Genomic DNA, 15,086 nt, shown 5'->3' on the forward strand with positions numbered 1-15,086 from the left:
ACTGCCGGGCTTCGTGTTAGTCCGATGGCCAAGGGGAGCCCGCAATGCGTAAAGACAAGAAACAGGTGATTGGCGACGAGATCAGTGACGACTACGTGAAGTCGTTCCTGGTGTTCGAACCTGCCGACGAGCTGACGTCGCCGTCGCTGCACAAGCTGGTCAAGGCCTATCGCGGGTTGCGGATCGACGACTTCGAACGGTTCGTGGGGTTCTTCAAGGAGGCCGGTCTGGACCTGGACGGCAAGGACGAGCACGGCAAGACGTTCGTCGAGGTCATCGCCGACCAGCGCAACGCGCCGGAGTACATCCAGGTCATCGAGCGCGCGCGCGGCTGATGCCGTGAACCCGCCGGCCTCGCGCGCGTGGAGGCCGGCGGCGGCGATCAGGCCGGTTGAACGGTGTGGTCCTGCGGCACCAGCTGCAGGGCCTCATCGTTGTAGGCACTGACCTTGCGGTACAGTTCGGCATCCACCGCCAGGGCTTTTTCGCGTGCCGGGAAGATCTCGTCGAGCTTGGGCTTCCAGGCGCCATTGGCCTGCTCCGGGAAGCAGCGCTGCAGCAGGTCGAGCATGATCGACACCGTCACCGACGCTCCCGGCGAGGCGCCCAGCAGGGCGGCCAGGCTGCCATCGGCGGCCGAGACCAGTTCGGTGCCGAACTGCAGCACCCCCCCTTTCTTCGGATCCTTCTTGATGATCTGCACGCGCTGGCCGGCCACTTCCAGACGCCAGTCCTCGGCACGGGCCTCGGGATAGAAGCGGCGCAGCGCCTCGAGCCGTTGCTCCATGGACTGCATCACTTCGCTGACCAGGTACTTGGTCAGGTCCATGTTGTCGCGTGCCACGGCGAGCATCGGGCCGATGTTGCCCAGGCGTACCGACAGCGGCAGGTCGAGCAGCGAACCATGCTTGAGGAACTTGGTGGTGAAGCCTGCGTAGGGGCCGAACAGCAGCGACTTCTTGCCATCGACCACACGGGTGTCGAGGTGCGGCACCGACATGGGCGGCGCGCCCACGGCCGCCTGGCTGTAGACCTTGGCCTGATGTTGGCGGACGATCTCGGAATTGTCGCAGCGCAGCCATTGGCCGCTGACCGGGAAACCACCGAAGCCCTTGCTCTCGGGAATGCCCGAGGCCTGCAGCAAGGGCAGGGCGGCACCACCGGCACCGAGGAAGACGAAGCGGGCGTTCACTTCGCGGCTGCTGCCGCTGTTGACGTCCTTGATGGCGACGGTCCAGCCGCTGCCGTTGCGGTGCAGGCCGACGACCTTCTTGCTGTACTTGACCTGGGCATCGGGCATGGCGCTCAACAGGGTGAGCAGCTTGTTGGTCAGGGCGCCGAAGTTGACGTCGGTGCCGCGGGCCACGCGGGTGGCGGCGATGTGCTGGTCGGCAGGGCGGCCAGGCATCATCAGCGGCATCCAGGCGTTCATCGTCGCCTTGTCTTCGGTGTATTCCATGTCGGCGAAGGCGTGATGCTGGCTGAGCAGCTCGAAGCGCTTGCGCAGGAATGCCACGCCCTTGTCGCCTTCGACGTAGCTCAGGTGCGGGACGGGGTTGATGAAGTCGCGGGGCGAGCCGAAATGGCCCTGCTGGCTCAAGTAGGCCCAGAACTGCCGGGACACCTCGAACTGGGCATTGATGTGCACGGCCTTCTTGATGTCGATGCTGCCATCGGCCGCCTGCGGCGTGTAGTTCAGCTCGCACAGGCCGGCATGGCCGGTGCCTGCGTTGTTCCAGGGGTTGGAGCTCTCCGCCGCGCCGGAGTCCATCGCCTCGACGACCTCCAGCCGGATCGAGGGGTCGAGTTCCTTGAGCAGCACGGCCAGGGTGGCACTCATGATGCCCGCGCCTACCAGTACCACATCAACCGATTCGTTCTGCGACATTCCGCGTCTCCACACTCTACAGCCTAATTGACAGCACAGGATCCCTGGGGTGCCTGGGATCGCCATGTCCGATTGTTCGCAATGCCTGCCATTGCCACGGACACTCGCCAATCAGTCACAGCGCCTTCGCATTGAACGCTGCCTGCCGCCCTGCGGCAATTCGACCAATGGTCAAGATGTCCGAAATGCGTCATGGTCCGCCCTCAGGCGGCACCACCGGACGCGCTGGTGCATCGGTCGAAAAAGGCGTTACTGCGGACTTCGACAGCTATTGCACTTGCCAGACTGTTCATTCTGCTCGCCACACTCTTGTGAAGTTGTGAATTACCCGTTCTTTCACGCTCTTCTGGATGCGTGAACCTCTGAAAGTGGGCCGTGCGATGACGACCCGCAGCGTCGAGCGGGGCCGAACGCGTGAAAACGCGCGCGAGGGCCGATGCAAGACCTGTCGTGGAAGGCTCCCTGTGGGCGAAGTCAGGAGGTGCCGTTCGCGAGGAAGCGGCGTACTGCGGGGCCCGATCAGGAGACGTCCTTGTAATCGGGGGGAGATTATAACGATGTCGCGGGCAGAAAGGTCGTTATTCGCGGTTTAATTGTCGTTTTCCAAGGGCCTCAGGCCGGCAGTCCGCGCCGCCAGCCGTTCGCCTGCGAATGCGCCGGCACCCGCGCACTGGCGGGCAACGGCAGGCCCAGCCAGCTCAGGCGCGCTTCCGTGATTTCCACCCAGCCGCCGCCGACGGGGCGCTCGGCGCAGTGCTTGAAGGCTTGGCAGTTCCCATGGACGTCCAGGTACGCATAGGCGCGCAAGGCCGGGCGGCGGGTCAGCAGGTTCCAGAAAGCGAGCATGGCGGTCGGTCCTTGAGCGAGCGGGTGTGCGAGCACGGTAACCCTTCGACCATGAACCCTGTATGACAGCCCGTGCAGGCCGATGGCCGCTCATCGGGCGGCTGGGTATACTGCGGCCTTTGCGGCCTTTTCTGGAGAATCGCCCATGTTGCAACGTCTGTTGTTCGGTTTGATCGCGGTGGCCAGCGTGAGCCTGGTCGGGTGTGCCCACAGTCCGCAACAGCTCAGCCCGCAGCCCACTCTCAATGCCCAGTTGGCCGCCGTCGGCCGTGGCCAGCCGGTGGTCGTGCGCGTGGTGGACGGGCGTCCGAGCCAGTCCCTGGGCACCCGCGGTGGCCTGTACCCGGAAACCAGCACCATCAGCGTCAGCGGCAACGAAGTCGTGCCCAAGCTGCAGGCCCAGGCCGAAGCGGCTGTGCGTCTGCTGGGCTTCACGCCAACCGCCAACGCCTACAACGCGCCCCAGCTGACCGTGACCCTGGCCGAGCTCAAGTACCAGTCGCCCAAGGACAAGATGTACGTGACCGAAGCCACCATCGGCGCCACCTTCCGTGCGGACGTGAACAATGCCGGTCGTCGCTACAACGGTCGCTACGGCGCGTCGTTGGATCAGCGCTTCGGCATGGCGCCGAACCAGGAAACCAACACCAAGCTGGTCAGCGATGTGCTGAGCGATGCGCTGACGCGTCTGTTCAAGGATCCGACCATCGGTCAGGTACTGGCGCAGTAACGACCACGCCCGTCCAGGTGTCGATCGCCGCCCGGTCTCGTGGCGGTGATCGACACGCTTTTCATAGCCTTGAGGGCCTAGCCGCAGCCGGTCTGGCATAGGCTGCATACGTTGAACTGCTTTGCGAGTCCGATAGGCCGACGCGACCTGTTGTGCGGGCTTGCCCGCGATGCAGGCGGTGACGGACCGGACGCTATCGCGGGCAAGCCCGCTCCCACAGGGTCCGCGACAGCCGGTCCTGCTGCGGCGTGCTCATGGATGAGCAGTCTTGGGAATGGATCAGCGGTAAAGCTTCTGAGCTCGCTGGTCATCGCCATGCTCTCTGCACGACAGCGCGGCGCCGGGCGGACGCTCGCCAGTCCGTCAGGCCGCTTCGAAGGACCAGTCCAGCAAGCTGATGCCCGTCTGCGCATCGACATCTGGCAGATCATGATGGGCATGTCCGCCCAGAGCGCAATACGTCAGCCAGCGGCGATCGTGAACGTTGATGGAAAAGCCGTCGATCAAGGCGGACTGCTCGTCGCTGTGCGCGACCCGGTACAGGTGATCCTGGGTTTCAGCGTGCAACATGATGGGCTCCCATGCGAAGAAGGCCGACAGCGTGGCCTCTTTGCATGACGAGCGTATGACACCGCGTTTTACCCTCACCGGGCGACGGTCGCCCATCTGACCGCCGTCCGGCGCTGTACGTGGTGCCTGCCACGCCTGCTCAGCGTTCCAGCGTCGCCTTGACCTGGTATTGATTGCGGACCGGCGTCGCGTACTGCTCGATGAGGTACGGCTGGTGCTCGACCGGGCAGGCGTCCAGGCGACGCTGCCACTCGGCCTGGGCCGTCGCCAGCTCCTCCTTGGGGAACAGGCTGTCGGCCGTCGGCACGTCGAGGGCGGGTTCAGCCTGTGACCACATGGCATAGGCCAGGTAGTGCGCCGGGAACAGGCGGTATCCGGACAGGACCTGACGGTCGACTTCCTGCGCCAGCTGCTTGGTGTCCTCGAACGCTGCCGTGATCGGCGTGGCGAAGTGGATGTGCACTCGGCCCTTGTAGCCGGTGATGCCCTTGGCAATGCTCGAGTCGTCTTCGCCAGGCGCCTTGGTGTAGCTGCCGGTGGTTGCCCGGATGTACAACTCGCGTGCCTTGTCCAGGTCGCAGGGGTCGTATTCGTAGCTGATCGAAACGGGTGTCAGGTGAAGACTCTGGAACACTTCGCCGAACGGCTCGTCCTTGCGGCTCATGTGGAACATCTTGAGGATCGCCGAATCAGTGCGGTCGTCCCCGTCCTTGGCGCGCCCTTCGGCCTGGGCGATCCAGATCGACACGCAGTCGTGGCGAATCGAATGGTTGATGTAGGCCGACAGCAGTTGATACGCCGCCAGTTTTTCACGTCGACCCGTGAGCGAGCGGTGCACGATGAAGCTTTTGTTCAGGCGCATCATGTCGCTGACGAAGGGCTTTTGCAGCAGGTTGTCGCCAATCGCGATCCGTGGCGTCGGCAAACCGGCATGGTAGACCGCATAGTTGACGAAAGCCGGGTCCATCACGATGTCGCGGTGATTGGCCAGGAACAGGTAGGCCGTCCCGGACTTGAGCTGCTCGACGCCGGTATAGGTCACGCCATCGGTGGCACGCTCGATGGTCTTGTCGACGTAGTGCTCGACCTTGTCCTGCAAGGTGGCGACGCTGTCGACGCCCGCGAATTCCTTGCGCAGGCGGCGAGCGATCAGGGGTTTGAGCAGCCAGCCCAAGGCGCCTGCCGCCCGAGGGAAGCGGAAGTGGGTAAGGATGTCGAGGAAGGCCGCGTCGCTGAACAACCGTGCCAGCACGGCAGGGACCTCGGCGTCGTCGTAGGGTCGGATGGCATCGAATTCGCCCATCATGCTCTCTTGTTGGAAACGACTAAGGTAGAAGGTGATCACCGCTGCCGGCAAACGGATGCGAAACGGCGCGGTCTACAGGCAGACCGGCAATTATACGCATAAGTCATCCCCGAGGCCGCGATGCTCGAAGAAGCGCTCTACGACTGCCCCTATTGTGGCGAGGCGGTGACCACATCGGTCGACCTGTCCGGCGGCGATCAGACCTACATCGAAGACTGCCAGGTCTGCTGCCGCCCGATCGTGTTCAGTCTGCACGTGCAGGGCGATGCGTGGAGCCTTGAGACGCGCAGCGAGGACGACGCCTGATGCAACGGATCTACGCCCCCGAAAGCCTCATGCAAGCGCAATTGCTGATCGACGTGCTGGCCAGCGAGGGCGTGGTCGCGCACCTGGCCGGGCGACACTTGACCGGCGCACTCGGTGAATTGCCAGTGCACGGCCTGCTGGCCTTGATGGTGGTCGACGATGACGCCGAACGCGCACGGGCGCTGATCGCCGCGTACACTACCGCGCAACCCCTGGCCGGTGACGAGCCAGAGCCGGTTTCCACCACCTTGATCTGTTAGGCCCCCACGCCCCATGTCTGGACGTTATGCACTGTTTCGCTGGCCGCCCACCTTCACGGCGCTGCCAGGCTTTCCCAGCGGTCAGCCGCCGCATTGGAACATCGCACCCGGCGCGCAGGTGCTCATCCAGCGGCTGCTCGAAGGCCAGTTGCACGTCACGCAGGCCCGTTGGGGGCTGACACCGGCCTGGCTCACCGATCTGTCGCGCACACCGGCCCACGCCCGTGCCGAAACCCTGGCCGATCAACCGATGTTTCGCGACGCGTTCGTCCAGCGCCGTTGCCTGATGCCGGCCAATGGATTCTACGAATGGCGCGGTACTGCACGCAAACGGCCCTATTGGTTGACGGATGGGCAGGGCGGTCTGCTGGCCTTCGCCGCGGTCTGGGAGGCCTATCCGGTACAGGATCAGGTCTGGTTGAGCTGCGCGATGGTCACCCAGGCTGTCATGAACCAGCGCCGCCCGCTGCTGCTCGACACGGCCGCACAAGCCGCCTGGCTCGATCCGCAGACGCCGATGCCACGCTTGCATGAACTGCTCGCCCAGCCACCTGCCAGCCTGCGCGAGCGGCTGCTCGCCAACTTCGTCAACGATCCGGCGCTGGACGCCCCCGAGTGCCTGACCCCGGCTTCGTGATGCACGTCGCACGGACGAGGCAAACCGCTGCATGGCGCTGGCTTGAAATCGGCGTTACGCCTAGGATACGCGGCACGTAAAAAGGGAGTGTTTTCATGCGCAAGTCATTCGTCGCCAGCGCCTTGGGCGCTAGCATCCTGCTCGCCGGCTGTCAGGCCGTGAACACCACCAGCGGCGGAGCCGTGGGGGTAGAGCGCAAGCAGTACATGTTCAGCATGCTGTCGACCGACGAGGTCAACACGATGTACGCCCAGTCCTACCAGCAGACCTTGAGCGAGGCTTCGGGCAAGGGCGTGCTGGAGAAGAGCAGTGTCAACGCCAAGCGGGTCCAGCGCATCGCCGATCGCCTGATCGCCCAGGCGCCGCTGTTCCGGCCCGATGCGGCGCAGTGGAAGTGGGAAGTCAACCTGATCGACAGCGACGAGCTCAACGCCAACTGCGGTCCAGGCGGCAAGATCATCGTCTACAGCGGCCTGATCGAAAAGCTCAACCTCACCGATGACGAGCTGGCTGCCGTAATGGGCCACGAAATCGCCCACGCCCTGCGCGAGCACGGCCGTGAAGCCATGTCCAAGACCTATGGCGTGCAGATGGCACGCCAGGGCGCGGGTGCGATCTTCGGCCTGGGCGAAACCAGCCTGGCATTGGCCGACAAGGTCGTCGAGTACTCCCTGACCCTGCCCAACAGCCGTTCCAACGAGAACGAAGCCGACCTGATCGGCCTGGAGCTCTCGGCCCGCGCCGGTTACAACCCGAACGCCGCCATCACCCTGTGGAACAAGATGACCCAGGCCTCCAACGGCGCGCCGCCTGAGTTCATGAGCACTCACCCGGCCTCGAGCAGCCGCATCGCCTCGTTGCAGGCGGCCATTCCCAAGGTCATGCCGCTCTATCAGGCGGCCAAGAAGTAGGTGAGGGGCAAGCTATAAGCTTCAAGCTTCAAGCTGAAACGTGGCGTCTAGGCGTCCTCGAGCATGACATGCTCCAGGGCGCTAGCTTGTAGCTCCTAGCTTGCCGCTACACCCACCCACTGCTCTGCAGCGCCGCATAGACCGCCACCGCCGCCAGCACGAAGAACGCGGCGGCGGCCAGCCGGCGAATCAAGGTCAGCGGCAGCCGGTCGGCAGCGAAGTTGCCGGCCAGTACCACGGGGACGTTGGCGATCAGCATGCCCACGGTGGTGCCGATGATCACCATGATCAGGTAGGGGTATTGCGCGGCCAGCATGACCGTGGCGACCTGCGTCTTGTCGCCGATTTCGGCCAGGAAGAACGCGATCAAGGTCGTGAGGAAGGGGCCGAAGCGGCGTGCCGTGGAGGCTTCGTCATCGTCGAGCTTGTCCGGCACCAGTGTCCACAGCGCCGTGGCGGCGAAGCTGGCTGCCAGGATCCAGTGCAGCACGGTGTCACTGAAGAAATCCCCGACCCAGGCGCCTACCGCGCCTGCTGCCGCGTGGTTGGCCAAGGTGGCGGCGACGATGCCGGCGATGATCGGCCAAGGTTTGCGAAAGCGGGCGGCGAGCACGAGCGCGAGCAGCTGCGTCTTGTCGCCGATCTCGGCGAGGGCCACGATGGCAGTGGGGACAAGCAACGATTCCAACATCAGGATTCCTACAGGGGCGGGTCGACACGGCTATGACACGAACAGCCTCCCCGCCCCGGGTAAGGTGTGCGTGTCATAGGTCTTGTCAAACCCCGGATCCGTCTGCGCGGACCGTGGGTCGTACGCGCCATGGCCTGTGGGCCAAGTGTGTTGACGCGTACCGGGCGAGCAGGGTGCTCGCGGAGACTACTCCCCTAGGACGGGGCGGATTCTGCCGAGTTGCAGAGCGTTGGGCAAGTGTTGTTTTCAGCTGCGCCGTGCGCTGTAGACCTTGAAGCCCTGGCCTTCGCCCAGCACCTGGCACTGCCCCAGGGCCTGCTCGATCAGCGGCTGATAGCGCAGGAAGCTGTTGGCGACCAAGCGAAGTTCGCCGCCTTTTCGCAGGTATTCGTGAGACTTTTGCAGCAGGTTCTCTGCTGCGGCGTAGTGGGTGTGGACTCCGCTGTGGAACGGCGGATTGCTGAGAATCACCGTCAGCTCGCGCGGCGCGGCGTCGATGCCATCACCGCTGAGCACCTCGCCTTCCAGGCCATTGGCCGCCAAGGTCAGGCGACTGCTGGCCACGGCGAAGGCATCGACGTCCAGCAAGGTCACGTCGCTGTCCGGATAGCGCCGTTTGATCACCGCCCCGAGCACACCTGCACCACAGCCGAAATCGAGCACCTTGCCGGACGGCAGGCCGTCCAGGTGCGCCAGCAACAGCGCCGTGCCCTTGTCCAGGCGGCCGTGGCTGAAGACGCCCGGCAAGCTGACCACCTGCAGCGGACCATCCTCCAGAGAAAGCGCAAAACGCTCTGCCAACTGTTCCAGTGGTGTGGTCGCCGGCGCGTCGTTCACCTGCACCTGCCAGAGCTGGCAATGCCGGGCGCTGTCGAGCTTGCGCGGCGTGCCAAAGCGTTGCAGCTGCTTGGCCGCGCCTTCGATGCCGCCACGCTTCTCGCCGACCAGGTAGAGCATGCCGGTGTTCATCCGGGCCGCCAGTGCGTCGAGCAGGTAGCTCGACAGATCACGGGACTTGGGCAGGAACAGCACGGCGCTGTCGAAGGCCTGCTCGCCTGGTGCGACACCATGGTGGACGCGTCCGGGGAAGCGCTGTTCGAGTCGTGTCAGATCGCCGGCATGCCAGGTCCAGCCATGGGCCTGGGGCAGCCGACCGAGCAGATCGTCGGAAGGCAGGCCGGCCAACAGGACCTGACCCTGGAAAAGCTCGGCCTGACGAAGCAGCACTTCACTGCGCGGGTCCATGGGGATTGTCTCCTGGCAAAAAGGGCGCAGTTTAGCAGAGCCGTCGAGCTAGACGACGCGGCGCGGCTGCCCGGCAAGGAAGGCCTGGGCGTTTTCGGCGAGTTGACCGACGATGCGCTGGCGCGCCTCGACGGCGCCCCAGGCGCTGTGCGGTGTGACGATCAGGCGTGGCACATCCGCAGCCAGCAAAGGGTTGCCTGCCACCGGCGGTTCGGTGCTCAGCACGTCGGTCGCCGCTCCTCCTAGATGCCCGTTGCGCAGGGCATCGGCCAGGGCCTGCTCGTCGATCAGCCCGCCGCGTGCGGTATTCACCACCAGTGCGCCTGGCTTGAGCAGGGCCAGTTCACGGGCGCCGAGCATGTGCCGGGTACGTTCGTTCAAGGGGCAATGCAGGGTCAGTGCATCGACCTGTGGCAGCAGTTCGTCCAGCGGCAGCCGGTCCGCGCGCGCTGGACGGCCCGGTACCTGGCCGCTGAGCACGCGCATGCCGAATGCTTCGGCCAGCCGTGCCACCGCCCCGCCCAGCTCACCGTGGCCGAGCAGGCCCAGTGTCTTGCCTTCCAGTTCGAGGATGGGGAAATCCAGCAGGCAGAACTGGCTGGCCTGTGCCCAGCGGCCCTCGGCGACCGCCTGGTGGTAGTCGCACAGGCGCGTGGCCAGGGCGAGCAGCAGTGCCAGCGTGTGTTGCGCGACCGAAGGCGTGCCGTAGCCTTGGCAATTACACACCGTGATGCCTTGGGCACGTGCAGCTGGCAGATCGACATTGTTGGTCCCGGTGGCGGCCACCAGGATCAGATCGATGTGCGGGTTGGCCTGAAGGGTGGCGGCGTCGAGCACGACCTTGTTGGTGACCACCACCGAGGCGCCTCGCAGATGCTCGGCAACCTGGTCGGGAGACGTGGCATCGTACAAGGTGAACGTATCGAACAATCGCTGCAGGGGCGACAGGTCGAGATCCCCCAGGTCGAGCGAGTGATGGTCGAGGAACACGGCGTGGCGTGGGCTGGGCATGAAGACTCCGCTAGCGTGAGGGCAGAGGTGGACAGTGGCCCAACGGAGGGCAGGTTGACAAGTCCGGTGTCTGGCGTGCGTTGGCCCAGGCCCCGCCAGTCCGATCATGGCCCAGGCCAAAATGGCCAAGCCAGTCTGACGGCACTCCCGCTACACTGCGTCCGGCAACGCCCGCCGCCTGCCGTGGTCAGACCACCGGGCGCGGGCGACGTCCGCCGCACGGACCTCTGGCGGCGGCGACTCGGCCGCGCCACTCTGCGTACACACCTTGATCTGGAGAACCGTCGATGACATCCGCCCCCGCCCGTTGGCGACGCGCCCGCCTGCCCATGGCCATCGGCCTGGCATCCTCGCTCGCCACACCCGCGTTCGGCGTCAGCTTCAACATCGGCGAGGTGGAAGCCCAGTTGGACACCACGCTGTCGATCGGTGCCGGCTGGTCCACGGCCAAGCCGGACAAGGGGCTGATCGGGGCCAACAATGGCGGTCGAGGGTTTTCGTCGATCGGCGACGACGGGCGACAGAACTTCACGCGTGGCGAGACCTTCTCCAAGGTCTTCACCGGCCTGCATGGCCTGGAACTGAAGTATGGCGACAGCGGCGTGTACCTGCGGGGCCGCTACTGGTACGACTTCGAACTCAAGGACGAAGGCCGTCCGTTCAAGGACATCGACGATTCGCACCGTGCGCGCAGCGCCCGATCCTCTGGCGGCGAACTGCTCGAAGCGTTCGCCTACCATCATTACACCCTCGGCGCGCAGCCCGGCACGGTCCGCCTGGGGCGGCAGGTGGTGAACTGGGGTGAGGGTCTGTTCATCGGCGGCGGCATCAATGCCATCAACCGCACCGACGTCAGCGCCTTGCGCCGACCTGGCACCGAGCTCAAGGACGGTCAGGCGCCCGTCAACCTGTTCTACGTGTCCCAGCAACTGACCGATACCGTGTCGGCCGAAGCGTTCTATCAGCTCGAGTGGGCGCAAACCGATGGCGAGAATTGCGGCACGTTCTTTTCGCAGTCCGATCTCCTGGCCAATGGCTGCACCGACAACCTGCGCCTGCTCGACAGCCGTCGCACCCTGTCGAGTGCCGACCGGTCTCTGCTGGCCGGGCAGGGGGTGGCTGTCGACGACGAGGGCGTCAAGGTCGCTCGGGGCGTGGACCGCGACGCCCGGGACGCGGGCCAGTTCGGGCTGGCGCTGCACTACCTGTTCGAGCCGCTGGATACCGAGTTCGGCGCCTACTTCATGAACTACCACAGTCGATCGCCGTTCTTGAACGCCCAGGGCGCCTCTGCATCGGCGCTGGCCGCGAGTCAGGCCTTGCCCGAAGCGTTGCGCCCCCTGGCCGTGGCCGGCAACAGCCGCTATGCGGTGGAGTACCCGGAAGACATCCGCCTGTACGGGGTGAGCTTTGCCACGACGCTCTCCACGGGCATGGCCTGGCGCGGCGAACTGAGCTACCGGCCCAATGCGCCCGTGCAGCTCAACACCCATGACGTCCTGTTCGCCAGCCTGCGTCCTGCAGGTGGCGTCCTGGCCAATGCGTCGTTGCTCGACGGGGCCGTCGGGGAAGCGACCCCTGGCTACCGGCGCAAGGACGTCACCCAGTTCCAGACCTCGTTGACTCAGGTGTTCGACCAGGTCATGGGCGCGCGCCGTTTCACTCTGATGGGCGAGCTGGGCGTCACCTACGTGGGCGGCTTGGACAGCACACGCCAGGCGCGCTATGGCCGCGATGCCGTGTTCGGCCCTGGTCCTCTGCCCGAGGCAGGGGGCGGAGACAGCTGCGCTCGGTTGAATGGCGACACCTACGAAGGTTCCGGTTTCGCAAGCAGCGCCGACCCTGGCCGTCATTGCGAAAACGAAGGCTATACCACCCGTGCAGCATGGGGTTATCGCGCGCGCGCGGCCTGGGACTACGACAATGTCTTCGCAGGTGTCGACCTCAGCCCGAGCATCGCCTGGTCGCACGACGTATCGGGTTACTCACCAGGCCCGCAGGCGACGTTCGAGGAAGGTCGCAAGGCCGTGAGCCTGGGGCTGGACGCCGAATACCAGGACACCTACAGGGCCAGCGTGGCCTACACCAACTTCTTCGATGGGGCCTACAGCACGCTGAGCGACCGCGATTTCCTGACGCTGAGCGTGAGCGTGACGTTCTAAACGCCCGCGATCCAAACGATGGCTCGACGCCATCAGGCGCCTGTGGTGAAATCCGGCTCATCTTTTTCCGATGGCGGTCGATAGCCTGCATGGCGTCTGGCAACGGCATGCGCCATTTCCCTTCTACACCAGGACAGGTCGCGTAGATGCTGCAGTACGGGCAAAAATCCTTTCTGATCGTCGACGACTACACCGACTTCCGGACGTCGACGCGCTCCATGCTGCGCGAGCTCGGTGCTCGCGATGTGGACACCGCCGACAGTGGCGAACAGGCGCTGCGTCTGTGCGCGCAGAAGCGCTACGACTTCGTGCTTCAGGACTTTCACCTGGGCGATGGCAAGAAAAACGGCCAGCAGGTGCTCGAGGACCTGATCATCGACAAGCTGATCAGCCATGAGTGCGTGTTCCTCATGGTCACGGCCGAAAGCAGCCAGGCCATCGTGCTCAGTGCCATCGAGCACGAGCCCGACGCCTACCTCACCAAGCCGTTCAACCGGGTGGGGCTGGCGCAGCGGCTGGAAAAGCTGACCCAGCGCAAGGCCCTGCTCAAGCCGATCCTGCAGGCGCTGGACCGCGGTCGCCCAGGCGAAGTGCTGGCCGCCTGCGCCGAGCTGTGCAAGAAGGACCCTCGGTTCGCGCCCTTGTGTCTGCGCTATCGCGCCGATGCCATGCGTGACCTGAACCGTTTCGAGGAGCTGGAGAAGTTTCTCAAGGCGATCCTGGCCAGCCGTCCGCAGCCGTGGGCCTATGCCGCACTGGGCAACCTCATGCACAAGCGGGGCAAGTACGGCCAGGCCCAGGGCGTCTTCGAGCAGGCGCTCAAGGCCTTCCCGATCATGCCCAACCTGTACGACGGCATGGCCGAGGCGTTGGTGGCGCAGGGCGATACCCAGCGCGCGCAGACCCTGCTCGAGGAAGCCGTGCGCCTGTCCCCCCTGGCGGTACGTCGCCAGTCGCTGCTGGGCAAGCTGGCGATGGAGAACGGCGACTTCGATGGCGCGGCCAGGGCCTTCCGCCAGGCGGTCAACCAGGGCAAGAGTTCGCGCTACAAGGACCCGGAATGCAACCTGGGGCTGGCCCAGGCGTTGATGAGCCGGGGCGAGCACCAAGGCCTGGATGCGCGGGCTCGGGTCGAGATCAACACCACACTCAGCGAAGTGGCCAAGGAAAACGCCGACGACCCGGGCATCCAGGTACGCGCGCGCATGATGAAGGCCGCCAGCCTGCAGCAGGTCGGCGACCCCGACACGGCGCTCAAGCTCACCGAGCAGGCCGTGCAGCGGCTGGAGAAGATGGACCAGTTCTTCTCCGTGGACGCCGCGCTGACCGTGGCCAGGCAGTTGCAGCAGCTGGGGCAGGGCGACGCGGCCAACAACATTCTCAAGAGCTGCGTCGAGACCTACGGCGACGACCCGAAAGTCATGGACAGCGTCTCGCAACTGACCGACGACCCGAGTGTGCTCACGGCCGTGACCCAGGCCGTCGAGCTCAACCGCCAGGGCGTGCGCAGCTACCAGGCCGGTGCCGTGCCGCAGGCGCTGGACACCTTCCGGCGCGCGCTCGGCATGCAACCGAAGAACATCAGCATCGCCCTGAACACCACCCAGGCCCTGCTACGGATCGCTGGCGACAAGCTTTCCGATGAAATCCTGCAAGAATGCCGCAGCAGCCTCCAGGGCGTGTCGGGCATTCCCAGCAGCGACAGTCGCTACGAACGCTACCGTAAACTGCACCTTCGAGTCTTTGGCGCATGAATCAGGAAAACCAGGGGCTGGATTTCTCCACGGTGATCGCCTCCACCGTACACGACATGAAGAATTCCCTGGCCGCGCTGATCCAGGCCCATGGCCAGTGGGTCGGGCGAATGCCGGAGGACCTGCGTACGGGCGTCGAGCACGGCGTGATCGAGCACGAGTTCGCTCACCTCAACAGCATGCTGGTGCAACTGCTGGGGCTGTACAAGCTGGGCGTCAACCAGCTGCCGGTGTGCCCGGACTACCACGAGCTGGACGACTTCATCGAGGCGCAGCTGGCGTTGCACCAGGACGTCCTGGTGCAGCGTGACATCCTGGCTTCGTGGCGCGTGGACGCTTTCAGCCCGCTCGGGTTCTTCGACCGCGAACTGGTGGCCTCGGTGGTGGGCAACATGATCGACAATGCCGTGCGCCATGCCGGCCACGCCTTGCTGTTGACCATCGACGAAGAGGACGAGCAACTGGTCATCAGCATCAATGACGACGGTCCTGGCTATCCGCAGGCCATGCTCGAGCGCCAGCAGGAATTCATCCAGGGCATCGACCAGAGCAGTGGCAGCACGGGGTTGGGGCTGTATTTCGCCTCGCGCATTGCCGCGTTGCACGAGCGCGATGGCGTCAAGGGTCGCATCGAGATCGCCAATGGCGGCACCCTGGGCGGCGGGGTATTCCGGCTGTTCCTGCCGTAGGGGCCGGCCTGGCAAGGAATTTTTCTCCGCGATCACGATCCAAACCGGCACGGGCCTGCCAGAGGTCCCACGCACTTTTT

The 15,086-nt window shown here is 65.0% G+C and carries 16 protein-coding genes and 1 riboswitch; of the genes, 9 read left to right on the forward strand and 7 right to left on the reverse strand.

Going from position 1 to position 15,086, the window contains the following annotated elements:
- The first annotated feature begins 44 nt into the window (after positions 1 to 44).
- A complete protein-coding gene (locus G7007_RS02795) occupies positions 45 to 335 on the forward strand; it encodes a PA4642 family protein (RefSeq protein WP_181098923.1) in 291 nt (96 codons plus the stop codon).
- A 47-nt stretch (positions 336 to 382) separates the two neighbouring features.
- On the opposite strand, the gene mqo is transcribed toward G7007_RS02795, so the two are convergent.
- The gene (gene mqo, locus G7007_RS02800) at positions 383 to 1,888 is read right to left on the reverse strand and encodes a malate dehydrogenase (quinone) (protein WP_181098924.1); all 1,506 of its coding nucleotides are present in this window, start codon (positions 1,886 to 1,888) and stop codon (positions 383 to 385) included.
- A gap of 612 nt (positions 1,889 to 2,500) precedes the next feature.
- Entirely contained in the window at positions 2,501 to 2,734 is a 234-nt protein-coding gene (locus tag G7007_RS02805; protein WP_181098925.1) for a hypothetical protein, read from the reverse strand.
- Positions 2,735 to 2,879: 145 nt separating this feature from the next.
- Between G7007_RS02805 and G7007_RS02810 the strand changes: the two genes are divergently transcribed.
- Positions 2,880 to 3,464, forward strand: coding sequence for a YajG family lipoprotein (locus G7007_RS02810; protein WP_181098926.1), 585 nt, complete (start codon positions 2,880 to 2,882; stop codon positions 3,462 to 3,464).
- Positions 3,465 to 3,827: 363 nt separating this feature from the next.
- Here the strand turns inward: G7007_RS02810 and G7007_RS02815 are convergent, their stop codons facing one another.
- A complete protein-coding gene (locus tag G7007_RS02815) occupies positions 3,828 to 4,034 on the reverse strand; it encodes a hypothetical protein (protein ID WP_181098927.1) in 207 nt (68 codons plus the stop codon).
- Positions 4,035 to 4,173: 139 nt separating this feature from the next.
- Complete coding sequence (locus tag G7007_RS02820; protein WP_181098928.1) at positions 4,174 to 5,337, reverse strand: 1-acyl-sn-glycerol-3-phosphate acyltransferase; 1,164 nt, start codon at positions 5,335 to 5,337, stop codon at positions 4,174 to 4,176.
- A 123-nt stretch (positions 5,338 to 5,460) separates the two neighbouring features.
- On the opposite strand from G7007_RS02820, the gene G7007_RS02825 reads away from it, so the two are divergent.
- The 4 genes from G7007_RS02825 (at position 5,461) to G7007_RS02840 (ending at position 7,454) form a co-directional block, all read left to right on the forward strand.
- Positions 5,461 to 5,646, forward strand: coding sequence for a CPXCG motif-containing cysteine-rich protein (locus tag G7007_RS02825; RefSeq protein WP_181098929.1), 186 nt, complete (start codon positions 5,461 to 5,463; stop codon positions 5,644 to 5,646).
- Positions 5,646 to 5,906 (forward strand): putative signal transducing protein, encoded by a 261-nt coding sequence (locus G7007_RS02830; RefSeq protein ID WP_181098930.1) that lies wholly within the window; start codon positions 5,646 to 5,648, stop codon positions 5,904 to 5,906. The genes G7007_RS02825 and G7007_RS02830 overlap by 1 nt, the downstream gene beginning before the upstream one ends.
- 13 nt (positions 5,907 to 5,919) lie before the next feature.
- On the forward strand, positions 5,920 to 6,543 hold the full coding sequence (locus tag G7007_RS02835) for an SOS response-associated peptidase (protein WP_181098931.1): 624 nt from the start codon (positions 5,920 to 5,922) through the stop codon (positions 6,541 to 6,543).
- A gap of 95 nt (positions 6,544 to 6,638) precedes the next feature.
- Positions 6,639 to 7,454 carry a M48 family metallopeptidase gene (locus tag G7007_RS02840; RefSeq protein WP_181098932.1) on the forward strand — a complete coding sequence of 272 codons (816 nt, stop codon included), beginning with the start codon at positions 6,639 to 6,641 and terminating at the stop codon, positions 7,452 to 7,454.
- Between the two features lie 106 nt (positions 7,455 to 7,560).
- Here the strand turns inward: G7007_RS02840 and G7007_RS02845 are convergent, their stop codons facing one another.
- From G7007_RS02845 to G7007_RS02855, 3 genes are all read right to left on the reverse strand, one after another.
- Positions 7,561 to 8,145, reverse strand: a complete 585-nt coding sequence (locus G7007_RS02845; RefSeq protein WP_181098933.1) for a TMEM165/GDT1 family protein — start codon at positions 8,143 to 8,145, stop codon at positions 7,561 to 7,563.
- Positions 8,146 to 8,232: 87 nt separating this feature from the next.
- A riboswitch (yybP-ykoY riboswitch) is annotated at positions 8,233 to 8,352 on the reverse strand.
- A gap of 39 nt (positions 8,353 to 8,391) precedes the next feature.
- Positions 8,392 to 9,390 carry a class I SAM-dependent methyltransferase gene (locus tag G7007_RS02850; protein ID WP_181098934.1) on the reverse strand — a complete coding sequence of 333 codons (999 nt, stop codon included), beginning with the start codon at positions 9,388 to 9,390 and terminating at the stop codon, positions 8,392 to 8,394.
- Positions 9,391 to 9,438: 48 nt separating this feature from the next.
- Positions 9,439 to 10,401 (reverse strand): 2-hydroxyacid dehydrogenase, encoded by a 963-nt coding sequence (locus tag G7007_RS02855; protein WP_181098935.1) that lies wholly within the window; start codon positions 10,399 to 10,401, stop codon positions 9,439 to 9,441.
- Between the two features lie 287 nt (positions 10,402 to 10,688).
- On the opposite strand from G7007_RS02855, the gene G7007_RS02860 reads away from it, so the two are divergent.
- The 3 genes from G7007_RS02860 (at position 10,689) to G7007_RS02870 (ending at position 15,006) form a co-directional block, all read left to right on the forward strand.
- The gene (locus G7007_RS02860; protein WP_181098936.1) at positions 10,689 to 12,563 is read left to right on the forward strand and encodes a DUF1302 domain-containing protein; all 1,875 of its coding nucleotides are present in this window, start codon (positions 10,689 to 10,691) and stop codon (positions 12,561 to 12,563) included.
- Positions 12,564 to 12,709: 146 nt separating this feature from the next.
- Positions 12,710 to 14,317 (forward strand): tetratricopeptide repeat protein, encoded by a 1,608-nt coding sequence (locus G7007_RS02865; RefSeq protein ID WP_181098937.1) that lies wholly within the window; start codon positions 12,710 to 12,712, stop codon positions 14,315 to 14,317.
- Positions 14,314 to 15,006, forward strand: a complete 693-nt coding sequence (locus tag G7007_RS02870) for a sensor histidine kinase (RefSeq protein ID WP_181098938.1) — start codon at positions 14,314 to 14,316, stop codon at positions 15,004 to 15,006. The genes G7007_RS02865 and G7007_RS02870 overlap by 4 nt, the downstream gene beginning before the upstream one ends.
- Positions 15,007 to 15,086: the final 80 nt, after the last annotated feature.

Source organism: Pseudomonas entomophila (assembly GCF_013523125.1).
GTDB lineage: Bacteria > Pseudomonadota > Gammaproteobacteria > Pseudomonadales > Pseudomonadaceae > Aquipseudomonas > Aquipseudomonas entomophila_B.